General features: G+C 60.1%; 11 protein-coding genes. 1 reads left to right on the top strand and 10 read right to left on the bottom strand.

The features are described from left to right. Window positions 1-116: 116 nt before the first annotated feature. The 4 genes from adk to cysM form a co-directional block, all read right to left on the bottom strand. The gene (adk, locus tag QZ511_RS01320; protein WP_295797809.1) at window positions 117-770 is read right to left on the bottom strand and encodes an adenylate kinase; all 654 of its coding nucleotides are present in this window, start codon (window positions 768-770) and stop codon (window positions 117-119) included. A gap of 158 nt (window positions 771-928) precedes the next feature. Beyond that, window positions 929-1,750: a nucleoside triphosphate pyrophosphohydrolase gene (gene mazG / locus QZ511_RS01315; RefSeq protein WP_295797806.1), complete on the bottom strand. Its 822-nt coding sequence runs from the start codon at window positions 1,748-1,750 to the stop codon at window positions 929-931. 49 nt (window positions 1,751-1,799) lie between these two features. Beyond that, window positions 1,800-4,052, bottom strand: a complete 2,253-nt coding sequence (gene relA, locus QZ511_RS01310) for a GTP diphosphokinase (RefSeq protein ID WP_295797804.1) — start codon at window positions 4,050-4,052, stop codon at window positions 1,800-1,802. 49 nt (window positions 4,053-4,101) lie between these two features. Then, window positions 4,102-5,007: a cysteine synthase CysM gene (cysM, locus tag QZ511_RS01305; protein ID WP_366935613.1), complete on the bottom strand. Its 906-nt coding sequence runs from the start codon at window positions 5,005-5,007 to the stop codon at window positions 4,102-4,104. 322 nt (window positions 5,008-5,329) lie between these two features. Here cysM and QZ511_RS01300 point away from each other — a divergent pair, with 322 nt between their 5' ends. After that, window positions 5,330-8,062: a response regulator gene (locus QZ511_RS01300; protein WP_295797990.1), complete on the top strand. Its 2,733-nt coding sequence runs from the start codon at window positions 5,330-5,332 to the stop codon at window positions 8,060-8,062. A 42-nt stretch (window positions 8,063-8,104) separates the two neighbouring features. On the opposite strand, the gene recO is transcribed toward QZ511_RS01300, so the two are convergent. The 6 genes from recO to lepA form a co-directional block, all read right to left on the bottom strand. Beyond that, a complete protein-coding gene (recO, locus tag QZ511_RS01295; protein ID WP_295797798.1) occupies window positions 8,105-8,866 on the bottom strand; it encodes a DNA repair protein RecO in 762 nt (253 codons plus the stop codon). A gap of 15 nt (window positions 8,867-8,881) precedes the next feature. Continuing rightward, complete coding sequence (gene era / locus QZ511_RS01290) at window positions 8,882-9,784, bottom strand: GTPase Era (protein ID WP_295797794.1); 903 nt, start codon at window positions 9,782-9,784, stop codon at window positions 8,882-8,884. A 56-nt stretch (window positions 9,785-9,840) separates the two neighbouring features. Beyond that, entirely contained in the window at window positions 9,841-10,521 is a 681-nt protein-coding gene (gene rnc / locus QZ511_RS01285; protein ID WP_295797789.1) for a ribonuclease III, read from the bottom strand. Window positions 10,522-10,524: 3 nt separating this feature from the next. Next, a complete protein-coding gene (locus QZ511_RS01280) occupies window positions 10,525-10,980 on the bottom strand; it encodes a DUF4845 domain-containing protein (RefSeq protein WP_295797786.1) in 456 nt (151 codons plus the stop codon). A 94-nt stretch (window positions 10,981-11,074) separates the two neighbouring features. After that, the gene (lepB, locus tag QZ511_RS01275; protein ID WP_295797785.1) at window positions 11,075-11,884 is read right to left on the bottom strand and encodes a signal peptidase I; all 810 of its coding nucleotides are present in this window, start codon (window positions 11,882-11,884) and stop codon (window positions 11,075-11,077) included. Window positions 11,885-11,965: 81 nt separating this feature from the next. Continuing rightward, window positions 11,966-13,771, bottom strand: a complete 1,806-nt coding sequence (gene lepA / locus QZ511_RS01270) for a translation elongation factor 4 (protein ID WP_295797782.1) — start codon at window positions 13,769-13,771, stop codon at window positions 11,966-11,968. Window positions 13,772-13,813 lie beyond the last annotated feature (42 nt).

Genomic DNA, 13,813 nt, shown 5'->3' with positions numbered 1-13,813 from the left:
ACCCGCTGGTTCAATTTATCGATTTCATCAACACACTGACACAAAAAAGGCCCCCGAAGGAGCCTTTCTGTCATTCAGTCTTCGCAGCCCCTGTGGACGGCGACGCGCAACCCCGATCAGCTCAGGGCCGCAATTACCTTCTCGCGAATCTGGTCCATGGACCCGACACCTTCGACCTTATTGTACTTGGGTGCGGTTTCCGGAGCGCGCTGCCCCAGTTCGCGGTAAAAACCCACCAGCGGCTCGGTCTGCTCGTGGTAGATCGAGAGGCGGTTGCGAACGGTTTCTTCGCTGTCATCCGCACGCTGCACCAGCGGCTCACCGGTAACATCATCCACCCCTTCCGATTTCGGCGGATTGTAAACCAGGTGGTAAACGCGTCCGGAGCCTTCGTGCACACGGCGGCCGGAGAGGCGTTTCACGATTTCTTCATCATCCACTGCGATTTCCAGCACGTGGTCGATGGCTACTTCCGCGTCCAGCAGCGCCTGGGCCTGCGGAATGGTGCGCGGGAAGCCGTCAAACAGGAAGCCATTGGCACAGTCGGGCTCGGCGATACGCTCTTTGACCAGCGCGATGATCAGGTCATCGGAAACCAGTTTGCCCGCCGCCATGATGTCTTTGGCTTCCAGGCCCAGCGGGGTTCCCGCCTTCACCGCCGCACGCAACATATCCCCGGTGGAGATCTGTGGAATTCCGAACTTTTCTGTAATGAACTGGGCCTGAGTGCCCTTACCTGCGCCCGGTGCGCCCAGAAGAATAATTCGCATAAACAGATGGTCTCCAGATCGTGCCGGTGCCGCGATAGCACTAAGCCGCCCCGTAAAAAGAGCGCTACCTTACACTCTGCCCTGTAGTAGGACAAGTCCGCAGTCGGCCAGGCCAATAATGGTAAATTTATTACAAAATTCCCGCTGCTGATGGTATTTCAGCGACGTTCCGCTTCTTTCGCAGCATCCCAGAGGCGATCCAGCTCTTCCAGAGTGGCGTCCGCGGGCTGTTTACCCGCCGCCTTCAGGCTGGATTCTACGGCATCGAAGCGACGCTCGAACTTGCGATTACACCCGCGCAGCGCGGCTTCCGGGTCCTGCTTCAGGTGCCGCGCGGCGTTGACGCAGGCAAACAGCAGGTCGCCCAGCTCCTCGCGGGCGTGCTCGCTGTCCTCCGCCGCCACCGCTTCCCGCAGCTCCCTGACTTCTTCTTCGATTTTAGCCAGCACGCCGTCGATTTCCGGCCAGTCAAAGCCAACCTGCGCCGCCCTTTTCTGCAATTTCAGCGCTCGTGTAAGGGCCGGCAGGCCAACTGCAACACCGCCCAGGGTTCCGGACTCCCCTTTCGCGGCCCGCTCGGAGGCCTTGATAGCCTCCCAGTTTGCCTTGACCTGCTCTTCATCGATCCGGGTATTGGTGTTGTCCCCGTAGAGTTCGCCGGATGGAAAGACGTGGGGATGCCGGCGCACCAGCTTCCTGACCAGCGTATCCACAATCTGCGGAAAGTCGAAGTGACCCTCCTCCCGCCCCAGCTGGGCGTAGAAAATAACCTGGAACAGCAGGTCGCCGAGCTCTTCCTTCAGGTGTGCGAAGTCCTCCCGCTCGATTGCCTCCGCCACCTCGTAGGCCTCTTCGATGGTGGAGGGGACGATACTGGCAAAACTCTGCTTCAGGTCCCAGGGACACCCCCCTTCGGGGTGGCGCAACTGCGCCATCAGAAACTGAAGATCCTCGACAGAAAACTGCGTACTTTCAGACATGCACTGTCTCTCCATTTGTACCGGCTGCGAGCGGTGGAAATCCCGGTTCTCAGTGAAGGATCCGCCGTTTGGCAGATGCCACATTCGGCAGTTGATTGATCCGGTGCAATACCCGGCTCAGCTCCTCAAAATTGTGAATCTCCGCCGTAATCACCATATCCACGGTGTGCTTGTGCTTGTTGGAGTTGGTCTGCATGGCGGTGATATTGATTCGCTGGCTGTCCATCATGGCGGTCACATCCCGCAGCAGGCCGTGACGGTCATAGGCCTCAACCATGATCTCCACCGAGTAAACTTCCAGGGGCTTCTCTGCCCACTCCACCTGCAGTATGCGCTCCGGCTCCTCGGACTGCATGCGCAACATATTGGCGCAATCTTTCCGGTGAATGGACACCCCGCGCCCCAGGGTGATATAGCCCATGATTTCGTCCCCGGGCAGCGGGTTACAACAGCGGGCAATATGGGTCATCAGGCTGCCGACACCGTCGATATACACATCTGCCTGCCCTTCCCGGTGCACCGGTGCGGTGAGCGGCAACACCGGCTCGGTGCGGTCCACTTTCACCATGCGCTGGGCCGCATTCAGTACCTGGCCAACGCCGATATCGCCAGCACCTACCGCCGCATAGAGGTCATCCAGTGAGTGCATATTCAGCTTGCCCGCGAGCTTGCCAAAGTCGAAGTCCGCCAGTGCCAGCTGCTTGAATTCACCGTCGAGAATACTGCGACCATCAGCAACATTCTGGTCCCGCGCCTGCTGCTTGAACCAGTGGATAATCTTGGCCCGCGCGCGGGACGTAGTGATGTAACCGAGACTTTTTGAAATCCAGTCGCGACTCGGGGCCTCGCGCTTGCCGGTCAGGATTTCAACCTGGTTCGCGGTCTGCAACTCGTGGTTCAGGGGCACGATCCGCCCATCGACTTTTGCCCCCCGGCAGCGATGTCCGATTTCAGTATGGATCTTGTAGGCGAAATCCAGGGGCGTGGCGCCCCGGGGCAGGTCCACCACATGGCCGTCCGGGGTAAACACGTAGATTCGGGTATCCACGTCGCTGGCCTGGAGGTCATCCTCAAACGGATTGCCTCCCACTTCTTCGTGCCAGTCCAGTACCTGCCTGAGCCAGGCAATTTTCTGCTCGTAGCCGTCCTGGCCCTCGAGTTGTCCGGACTTTTTATCGGTTCCCTTGTAGCGCCAGTGCGCACAGACGCCGTACTCGGCCTCCTCGTGCATGGCAAATGTGCGGATCTGTACTTCCAGTACTTTGCGATCCGGTCCGATGACCGCGGTGTGCAACGAGCGATAGCCATTTTCTTTGGGCGAGGCGATATAGTCATCAAACTCGTTGGGAATATTGCGCCAGAGGTTGTGCACGATGCCGAGTACCGCATAACAATCCCTGACCGTAGGCACCAGGATCCTGACCGCGCGAATATCGTAAACCTGGGAAAAGCCGATATTCTTGCGCCGCATTTTTCGCCAGATGCTGTAGATATGCTTGGCGCGGCCGTAGACCTCGCCTTCGATTTCCGACTTCGCAAGCTCACTGCGCAGTAGTTTCAGCACATCGTCGATATATTCCTGCCGGGCGAGGCGTTTTTCGTCCAGCAGGTGCGCAATGCGCATGTAGTCATCCGACTCCAGGTAGCGGAACGACAGGTCTTCCAGTTCCCATTTGATGTGCCCGATACCCAGGCGGTGTGCCAGCGGTGCATAGACATCGGCGACCTCCCGGGCCACTCGCCGGCGCTTGTCCTCATCCGCCTTTTTCGCCGCGCGAATCGCACAGGTGCGCTCCGCCAGCTTGATCAGGGCCACCCGCACATCGTCCACCAGTGCAACCAGCATGCGACGGATATTTTCCGAGTGCTCTTCTACCGCGCCGCCCTGCTTTTCGTCACCGGTATCCGCGCTGCGCTTGCGGATTGCCGCCATGCGCAACACGCCGCGAATCAGCTTGGCAACCGTCTCGCCCATTTCCCCTTCGACGGTGTTCAGCGACAGCCGGTTTTCCCGCACCGCCCGATACAGCATGGCTGCACAGAGCGCCTCGCCATCGATCTGCAGGTCCGCGAGGATTTCCACCATTTCCAGGCCGGTGAGGAAGCTGCTGGTGCCCTCGGCCCAGATATTCTCCGCCTCAATGGCCTTGTGCTCGGCTTCCTCGCTCAGCTCTACCGCACTGCGCAGCGAGACCAGCGCGCCGCCTTCCAGTTTTGCCATGGCCTGGATGTGGCGCAGCCACGCCTCCCTGTCGAGGGTGCCGTCTGCCAATCTGGGATAATTCTTTCTGACCTGAACCAATGGTTTACTCGCAAACTGGTTAGAAAAATTCGGGACAATCCGGGCCCGATCAGGGTGTATCCGGGTCAAACAGGCCGGACGACAGGTAGCGGTCACCGCGATCGCAGATAATCGCTACGATGGTGGCATTTTCCACCTCCGCGGCCACCCGCAGCGCACCCGCCACCGCTCCGCCGGAAGACACTCCACAAAAAATGCCTTCTTCCCGGGCCAGGCGGCGGGTCATCTGCTCCGCCTCTTGCTGACTGATATCCATCACCCGGTCGACTTCTTCCGGGACAAAAATTTTCGGCAAATAGGCCTGGGGCCAGCGCCGGATTCCCGGGATGGCAGATCCCTCCGTCGGCTGCAAACCAATGATTTCTACCGCCGGGTTCTGGCCCTTCAGGTAGCGACCGCACCCCATGATGGTGCCTGTGGTGCCCATGGAGGACACCAGATGGGTGATCTCCCCCCCGGTCTGACGCCAGATTTCGGGGCCGGTGGTCTCGATATGCGCGGCTGGGTTGTCGATATTGGAGAACTGGTCCAGCACCAGCCCACGTCCCTGCGCCTGCATTTCCAGTGCCAGATCCCGCGCACCCTCCATCCCCTGGGCTCCCGACACCAGGATCAGCTCGGCCCCGTACGCCGTCATCGCCGCCTTGCGTTCGTCGGTCGCGGTTTCCGGCATAATCAGGATCATTCGGTAACCCTTGATGGCCGCAGCCATCGCCAGGGCGATCCCGGTATTGCCACTGGTGGCCTCGATCAGGGTATCGCCGGGGCGGATCTGCCCGCGGGCCTCCGCGCGGCTGATCATTGACAGTGCCGGGCGGTCCTTGACTGACCCCGCGGGATTGTTCCCTTCAAGTTTCAGCAGAATCTTATTTGAGGTGTGGCCGGCGAGTCGCTGTAGCCGGACCAGCGGTGTATTGCCGATGCAATCGGCAATAGTGGGATATTCCATAGTCAACTTCAGATCCATCCGGAATGCGGGCGCACATTCTACCTCCCCGCCGCCCCAGCTGCGAATTCCACCCTGTGCCCGAATCCGCGCAGCACCACTACTTTCCACCAAATGGTCGAAAATAGCGGGTGGCATCTGTGGCACACAGGGGTAAAATCGGACAAAAATAACACACACTGATATTTGATCTGCTATGGCCGACTCTCCCCATCCCCCTGCCGTCAGGGCCACAGACTCCGAAGTTACGGGAGCCAGGCCGCGTAAAATCCGGTCTCTGCGGGCAATTCTGTTTCTTTACGCCTTTACCCCGGCACTGGCATTGGCAGTCGTGCTGTGCCTGCTGTTCACCTTTCAGCAGATGAATGATCGCCGTGACTTGCTGCTAAGCCACGGTCGCGCCAGTGCGGAACAGCTGGTGGAACTGATCCACCTGAGTAATGGGTACACGTTCGAGGAACGCGTCGAGTGGCTGGACAAAAGCTTGCTGGCCCTGATGCTAGACCGGGAGATGATTCGCTCGGTCCAGCTTTACCGCGCCGACCTCACTGAAGCGGGTACCGAAGAATTCACCCTCGTTTCCAGTGCTGGCCCCCGCCCCCGCGCCACTTTTACCCCGGCCCAGCTGGCCGGTATGCAGGCCCACGTTTACGAAGACATCGACAGCCTGCAGGTATTGCACCCCCTTGATGGCGGTGAAGCCCATTGCTGGCTGGCAATCGAGTTGCGCCGCCCCTACTTCCTGGTCGGTACCTACCAGATCGCGCTGGTGGGCCTTATCGGCATCATTGCCTGCGCCCTCGCTGCGCTGGTATGGGCGGTTTTCCTGTCGGAGCGAGCGGCGCGGGAACTGATGCATTTCCGCGATACCCTGAAGGAAATCGGTCGCGGCAATTTCTCGATACGGGCCGCCAGGAGCCGCAGCCAGGAGCTCAATCTCCTCGGCGACCAGATCAACCAGATGGCAGACAGCCTCGCCGACAATCAGGTGGACTTCCAGGACAACCTGCAGCAATCGATGGACGATCTGCGCCAGTCTCTGGACGCCATGGAAGAGCAGAACATCGAGCTGGAGCTGGCCCGCAAGAAGGCAATCGAAAACAGCCGGGTAAAGTCCACCTTTCTGGCCAATACCAGCCACGAAATCCGCACCCCGCTGAACGGTATTATCGGTTTCACCAACCTGCTGTTGAAAACGGAAATGGACGAGCTGCAGCGGGATTACCTGCAGACCATCCAGCGCTCATCCGAAAGCCTGCTCACCACCATCAACGGCATTCTCGATTTCTCCCGCATTGAAGCCGGCAGCCTGGTCCTCGACCACACCCCCATGAACCTGGGGCAGGTACTGGAGGAAACCCTGCAGATTCTGGCCCCCTATGCCTACGAGCACAGCCTGGAACTGGTGCCGTTTATCGATGCACAACTGCCGCCGTCGCAGGTCGGCGATCCGCTGCGAATCAAACAGATACTCACCAACCTGGTGGGCAATGCGATTCGCTGCTCCGAGGACGGAAATATCCCGGTGCGGATCGCCGTTTACGGCGGTAAAGGCTCGGAACTGATGGCCCGCATCAGCATCACTGATATCGGCAACCGCGCGGACGACCAGCCCCGCCACGAACTGAAGCAACTGCTCAGCAGCCAGAACCTGCACCAACACCAGTTCAACAGTAACGGCATGGGTCTCAGTATTGCCCGCAGCCTGATCGAGTCCATGCAGGGCAGCATCGGTATCGACGATACCGAAAATGGCGGCTTTACTTACTGGTTCCAGATCCCGCTGGTGATCGACCGCAACCGCAGCAGTGCAATCCGCCGCGAGCAGTTCCCCGGCTGCCGGGTGATGTTGGCGGACCCCAACCCGATGACACGCCAGCAGGTCTGCCAGCAGCTGGAGCTGTGGAATGCGAAGCCCCTGGAGCACGGCGACGGCGAAACCCTGCTTCCGGTACTCGACCAGATGTGGCGACACGATGCACTGCCGGACGCGGTTATCGTGGATACCGCCCTGGCAAACGGCGATTTCGACAGATTTGTCGCGGAAGTACAGCAGCTGGTCGACACCTGTCAGTGTCGCATCATTATCCAGGGGTCTCCCATGGACCTGCGCCGCTGTTACGACCCGCTGCGTACCCGCGTGCTCGCCTTCCTCGGCAAACCGGTCAGCCGCGAGGGGCTGCTGCGCGCACTGAAACGCGCCGTCCCCAATCAGTCCCACCCGCGCCCGAACACCGGCAGCTTCCCCAGCCTGCCGTGGCCGGATAAACCGCGGGTACTGGTGGTGGACGATTACGAAGCCAACCGCCTGCTGATGAGCGAACTGTTGCGCGCGCAGAATATCGAAACGGTCATCGCATCCAGTGGTGAAGAAGCCCTTTCCCTGTGGCGCAAGCAACACTTTGACATGGTGTTTATGGATATCCAGATGCCCAATATGGATGGCATCGAGGCCACCGCCCGTATTCGCAGCGAAGAATCGGGTCGGCGTACACCGATCATCGCCCTCACCGCCCACGTGGGTACCGAGGAAAAGTCACGGCTGCTGACCGCGGGCCTGGATGACTACCTGAGCAAGCCCGTAAGCGAAGCGCAGCTCACCCACACCATCAAGCGCTGGATGGAGTTTTCCTCCCAGCGAAATGACGGTAACGCCACTACATTCCGCGAGCCACGCCTGGTAGATATCAGCGAAAGCCTCAAGCTCAGTAACCAGGATCCCAACCTGGCCCGGGACCTCCTGCGCATGCTGCTAAAAGGGCTGCACGATGACGAACAGGCGCTTACCCAGCTGATGGAGGCGCAGGATCACAAGGGCATGTTCGAGCTGGTGCACCGGTTGCACGGCGGCTGCTGCTATTGCGGTGTGCCCCGCCTGCGCGCTGCTACCGAGCAGCTGCAGGAACAGCTGCGCCCGCAGCGCGAGGATGCATCGGCAGAGATTCGAGTGGATCTGTTTCAGCGACTGATGAAAGAAATCCGCCGCTTGCGGGATTGGGCGCAGGAACAGGACCTCGACGCACTGTTTGGCCTCGAGCCCCAGTCAGTGGAGGCAGCGGAGTAAGCCGGGGGAGCAAGCCGACTAACCGAGAGACGCTCTAACCGGTCAATCCGCGAGGTAAACCTGGCGAAACAGCTCGCGACTTTTCAGCGGCCGCTCCCCCAGCAGGGGCCGCAACAGCAGCCGCCCCAGGCGCTTGGCTGTTGCGAGCACCCGGGCCTCCATCGGCTCCGCGCCCGGCGCCGCTGACATAGCGGCAGCGAGCGCCAGCAGGTCCGCGCCGGAAAACTGGTCACCACGCAGCGGGCAACCTGGTGGCACCACCACCGGTACCAGCCCATCTTCCGCAACCAATCGATAGTGCGCAGAGGGTTCCACTGGCTTACCAGCCAGCGGGCTGAAATCCAGCTGCGGCAGGTTGCCGGACTCCAGCAGTAGCTGTATTTCAAAGCGCCGCAGGGGCTCCTCCAGCTCCCGGTTGCACTCGCCCTGTAACATTGCGAGTTGCTGCAGTAGAGACTGGTAGGCCGCAAATACCGGCTCCTGGGCATCCCCCTCCGGCAACAGACGCATCAGCAACTCATTGACATAGAGCCCGGCATAGACCGCCCGGCCCTTTAGCCACAGCGCCTGACCGGCGGCTTCCACCGGCCCCAGTGTCTTCAGGTCGTGGCGACCGAGGAGGGTCACCAGCAGGGGGGAAAATGGCTGCAGCGCGCGCTGGCGGCGCTGCTTGTCGCGACGGGCACCTTTGGCGATACAGGCAATTCGCCCGTACTCCGGCGTCAAAAGCTCCAGAATCAGACTGGTGTCGCGGAACGGGCGGGAATGGAGAATATACGCGGGCTGGGGCGGCAACTGCTGCACAGGACACCCCTCGCCTTACTGCTTGTCAATATATCCGAGGCTGCGCAGCGCGCGCTCGTCGTCGGACCAGCCGGATTTCACTTTCACCCACAGGTTCAGCATCACTTTGCTGTCAAACAGGCGCTCCATATCCATCCGCGCCTGCTGGCCGATCTGCTTGATGCGCTCGCCCTTGGTGCCGATCAGGATGCGCTTCTGACCATTGCGCTCCACCAGAATGGCGGCACTGATGTGCAGTACGCTGCCGTCCTGGGCGAACTCCTCCACCTCTACGGTCACCGCATAGGGGATCTCCGCACCCAGCTGGCGCATCACCTTCTCGCGCACGATTTCCGCGGCCAGAAAACGCGAGCTGCGGTCGGTAATCTGGTCGTCCTCAAAAAAGTGCACACCTTCCGGCAGGCGCTCGACAATCACTTTTTCCAGCGCATCCAGGTTGGCATTGCGCAGTGCCGACAAGGGCACGATTTCAGCATTCGGGAAACGCGCCGACAACTCCTGCAGCTGCGGCAGCAACGCGTTCTTGTCTTCCAGCTGGTCGACCTTGTTCACCGCAATAATCAGCGGGACTTTCAGGCCACGGAGTTTCTGCGCCACCAGCTCATCCCCTTCGGTCCAGCGCGCACGTTCAACCACGAACACCACCACATCCACATCGCGGGTGGAGCTGATCGCCGCCCGGTTCATATAGCGGTTGATGGCCTTTTCCTGGTCACCGTGCAGCCCGGGGGTATCGACAAAAACGATCTGGTTGGGCCCCTCGGTCTTGATCCCGAGCATGTTGTGGCGGGTGGTCTGGGGCTTGCGGGAAGTGATGCAGATCTTCTGCCCGAGGATATGGTTCAACAGGGTAGATTTGCCCACATTGGGCCTGCCTACGATAGCCACATATCCGCAGCGGGAAGGTTGTTCGCTCAAGGGGTATCTCCGGGCCTTAGGCGTGTGAATGTGTAAATAGCGGGCCGATTATAGCCTCAGCCCTGCCCGGTCAGTCGGGCATAGGCTTCGCTCGCCGCGGCTTTTTCTGCCGCCCGACGATTGCCTGCGGTACCCCGTACCGGTGCCTTGAGGCCGGAAACCCGGCACTCCACGACAAATTGCTGGGAGTGCTCCTCGCCAGCGACTTCGACCACAGTATATTCCGGCAGCGGCTTCTGCCGCGCCTGCAGCCATTCCTGCAGGCGGGTCTTGGGGTCTTTGGCGGTTTCCAGGGACAGGTTCTGCAGGCGCGAGGCAAACCAGGCCAGTACCCGGGCGCGCGCGGCTTCGAGCCCCGCATCCAGGTAGATGGCACCGATGATGGCCTCCACCGCATCCGCCAGAATGGACGCGCGGCGGTGGCCACCGCTTTTCATCTCCCCTTCCCCCAGGCGCAGGCATTCGCCCAGCTCCAGTTCCCGGGCCAGTTTGGCCAGGGTCTCGCCGCTGACCAGCTGGGCGCGCAGGCGGCTCATCTGCCCCTCGCGGCCCTCCGGGAACTTTTCAAACAGGGCGGCACTGATGGTGAAGCCGAGGATGGAGTCGCCGAGGAACTCCAGGCGCTCGTTGTTGCGACTGCCGTGGGATCGGTGGGTGAGCGCCAGGGTGAGTAATTCCTGGCGCGTAAACTCGTGACCCAGCCGGTTGCTGAGCCGTTGAAGCAGAAGGTCTGTCACCGTCTATCTGTCATCTCTACGGAACTGTTCAAGGTCAACCAGGGGCTCGCAGCAGAGCTCCGGCTTGGCGGTATTGAGCTGCTTGTCGAACTTCATCACCACATCCACGTTCTGGAACAGTGGCTGGCGCAACTCGTAATTGATGCTGACCAGTGTGCTGTCAGCACCGCGGACAATCTTGACTGCCTGGGTCGGCTGGCCGCGCACGTTGTTGATAGTGAAAAAGCGGTCCAGTTCGCGCTTGATCTCGGTATTGCTCATTTCGCGGATATTGTCCTTCTCGGACAGGGCCACCAGCCCCTCTTCCACGTAGTGCGCATCAATATACGCCGGGCCCATCTTGGAGACCACGGTCAGGCAGAAACCGAATACAGCGATAATAAACAGCCAGCCCCAGTAACTCATACCCTTCTGGGTGGCCAGTGACCGCAGCTGCGGAAGTTGTGTTTGCAAAGCCATGATGTCGTACCGATTTATCGTTTTAATGAGTGCCGGTCATCCATGTGTCCGATTTGCCAGCCCCTGTAACTCCCTGTTACTGCCCGCAGCCGGACTATTCGATCCCGCCGACGCGATTAAAGCTGGGCAGGCTGAATAGTTTGTCCCAATGCATCCAGATTGCAAAGGCCTTGCCGACAATGTCTTTCTCCGGCACGAAGCCCCACTCGCGGCTGTCGAGGCTGTTGTCCCGGTTGTCCCCCATCATAAAGTAATGGCCTTCGGGCACCACCAGGGTGCGGATATTGCCGTAACGGCTGGGGATAACGCTCTTCGCCATCAGGTGGCGCTTGTCACCGATGTCTTCCCACAGGAACTCTTTCAGCGGATTCCCCGGCGGCAGTGCCTGGATCAGCTCCTGGGGCGCAGCCTTGCCATTGATATACAGCACATTGTCGGTTACCCGGATTTCATCTCCCGGCAGGCCAATGACCCGCTTGATGTAATAGGTATCATTCATATGCGGGGGGAAAAACACCATTACGTCGCCGCGCTTCGGCTCCCCCAGATCCAGCACCTTGGTGCGCGATACCGGCAGGCGCAGGCCATATGCAAACTTGTTGACCAGGATAAAGTCGCCCTTGATCAGGGTCGGATCCATGGAAGCCGACGGGATCTGGAAGGGCTCCACCAGAAACGAGCGCAGTACGAACACGATGGCCAGCACCGGGAAAAATGATTTGGCGTATTCCACCAATACCGGTTCGGAAACCGGCTCGCCACCGTGCACGCCCTTGCCGGCAGCACCGGCGCCCTGGGCTGCCAGGGCCTTGCGTCCTTTGGCCAGAAACAACGCATCAAACAGCCAGATTGCTCCGGTAGCAACAACCAGCAGGAGCAGGATCAGGGGAAAATTGATATCCATTCACTCGTCTCTTTTTTATGAATTCGGGCCCGGCAGCAAGTCCCTGGCTGCCGGACATCGAAGCGCCGGTAAGGCTCTCCGTCAGCTGTCCACCTTGAGCACCGCCAGGAACGCATCCTGGGGCACCTCGACCTTACCGAGCTGCTTCATCCGGCGCTTGCCCGCCTTCTGTTTTTCCAGCAGCTTCTTCTTGCGGGTGACATCACCACCATAACACTTGGCGGTGACATTCTTGCGCAGGGCCTTCACCGTGGTACGCGCGATCACCTGACCACCGATGGCCGCCTGGATTGCCACGTCGAACATCTGACGCGGAATCAGCTCTTTCATTTTTTCTGCCAGCGCACGACCGCGCTGTTGCGCATTGTCACGATGCAGGATCACCGCCAGGGCATCCACCCGCTCGCCATTGATGAGGATATCAAGACGCACCAGCTTTGCGGGGTCGAATCGCACAAAGTTGTAATCCAGCGAAGCGAAACCGCGGCTCACGGACTTGAGGCGGTCGAAAAAGTCCATCACCACTTCGCTCATGGGCAGCTCGTAGCGCAGCGACACCTGGCCCCCCACGTACTGCATATCCTTCTGGATCCCGCGTTTTTCCACACACAGGGTGATGACATTGCCCAGGTAGTCCTGGGGTACCAGGATATTCGCCTCGACGATGGGCTCGCGCATCTCCTCGATCATACCCAGGTCGGGCATGCGCGAGGGGTTGTCCATATTGATCACCTCACCGTTGGTAAGCTGCACTTCGTAGACCACTGTGGGCGCGGTAGTGATCAGGTCGAGGTTGTATTCGCGCTCCAGGCGCTCCTGGATAATCTCCATGTGGAGCATGCCGAGGAAGCCACAGCGGAAACCAAAGCCCAGCGCATCGGAGGTTTCCGGCTCATAGAACAGGGAGGCGTCGTTGAGGGATAACTTGTCCAGGGCATCGCGGAACGCTTCGTAATCGTCGGAGCTCACCGGGAACAGGCCCGCATAGACCTGCGGCTTCACTTTCTGGAAGCCCGGCAGCATGGATACTTCGTCGGCGCCCTTGGCGTGGGTCAGGGTGTCGCCCACGGGGGCGCCGTGAATGTCCTTGATCCCGGCAACCACAAAGCCCACTTCACCGGCCTTCAGGATTCCGGTTTCCTTGCGCTTGGGCGTGAACACACCGACATTGTCCACCACGTGGGGGCGGCCGATGGACTTGGTCACGATCTTGTCTTTGGTCTGCAGGGTGCCCTGCACGACCCGCACCAGTGACACCACCCCCAGATAGCTGTCGAACCAGGAGTCGATGATCAGCGCCTGCAGCGGCGCATCCACGTCGCCCTGAGGCGGAGGTACCAGGCGCACCAGGTCCTCCAGCACGTCTTCCACCCCGAGCCCGGACTTGGCACTGCAGCGGGTGGCTTCGGTTGCATCGATACCGATGATGTCTTCGATCTCTTCCGCCACTTTTTCCGGCTCTGCCTGGGGCAGGTCCATCTTGTTCAGTACCGGAATCACTTCCAGCCCCTGCTCGATGGCGGTATAGCAGTTGGCCACGGACTGGGCCTCGACCCCCTGGGCGGCGTCCACTACCAGCAGCGCACCTTCACAGGCGGCCAGGGAACGGGACACCTCGTAGGAAAAATCCACGTGTCCGGGAGTATCAATAAAGTTCAGCTGGTAGGTCTTACCGTCGCGGGCGGTGTAGTCCAGAGTCACGCTCTGGGCCTTGATGGTAATACCCCGCTCCCGCTCGATATCCATGCTGTCGAGCACCTGCTGGGCCATCTCGCGATCGGAGAGGCCACCGCACACCTGGATAAACCGGTCTGCGAGGGTGGATTTCCCGTGGTCGATATGGGCGATGATGGAGAAATTGCGGATATGGGAGAGATCAGTGGCCACTGCGAGGATAAAACCTTTTAAAAATCAGTGAGTTAATAGGCG

It is taken from the genome of uncultured Microbulbifer sp. (assembly GCF_913055755.1).
In the GTDB taxonomy this organism is placed as follows: Bacteria; Pseudomonadota; Gammaproteobacteria; order Pseudomonadales; family Cellvibrionaceae; genus Microbulbifer.
This window is presented reverse-complemented; position numbering and strand designations above follow the sequence as displayed.

What these genes read in the sequence shown, in the direction of transcription:
- QZ511_RS01280 (WP_295797786.1), bottom strand. Translation starts at nt 10,980, where the DNA reads ATGGCTTTGCAAACACAACTTCCGCAGCTGCGGTCACTGGCCACCCAG.
- adk (WP_295797809.1), bottom strand. Translation starts at nt 770, where the DNA reads ATGCGAATTATTCTTCTGGGCGCACCGGGCGCAGGTAAGGGCACTCAG.
- mazG (WP_295797806.1), bottom strand. Translation starts at nt 1,750, where the DNA reads ATGTCTGAAAGTACGCAGTTTTCTGTCGAGGATCTTCAGTTTCTGATG.
- lepB (WP_295797785.1), bottom strand. Translation starts at nt 11,884, where the DNA reads ATGGATATCAATTTTCCCCTGATCCTGCTCCTGCTGGTTGTTGCTACC.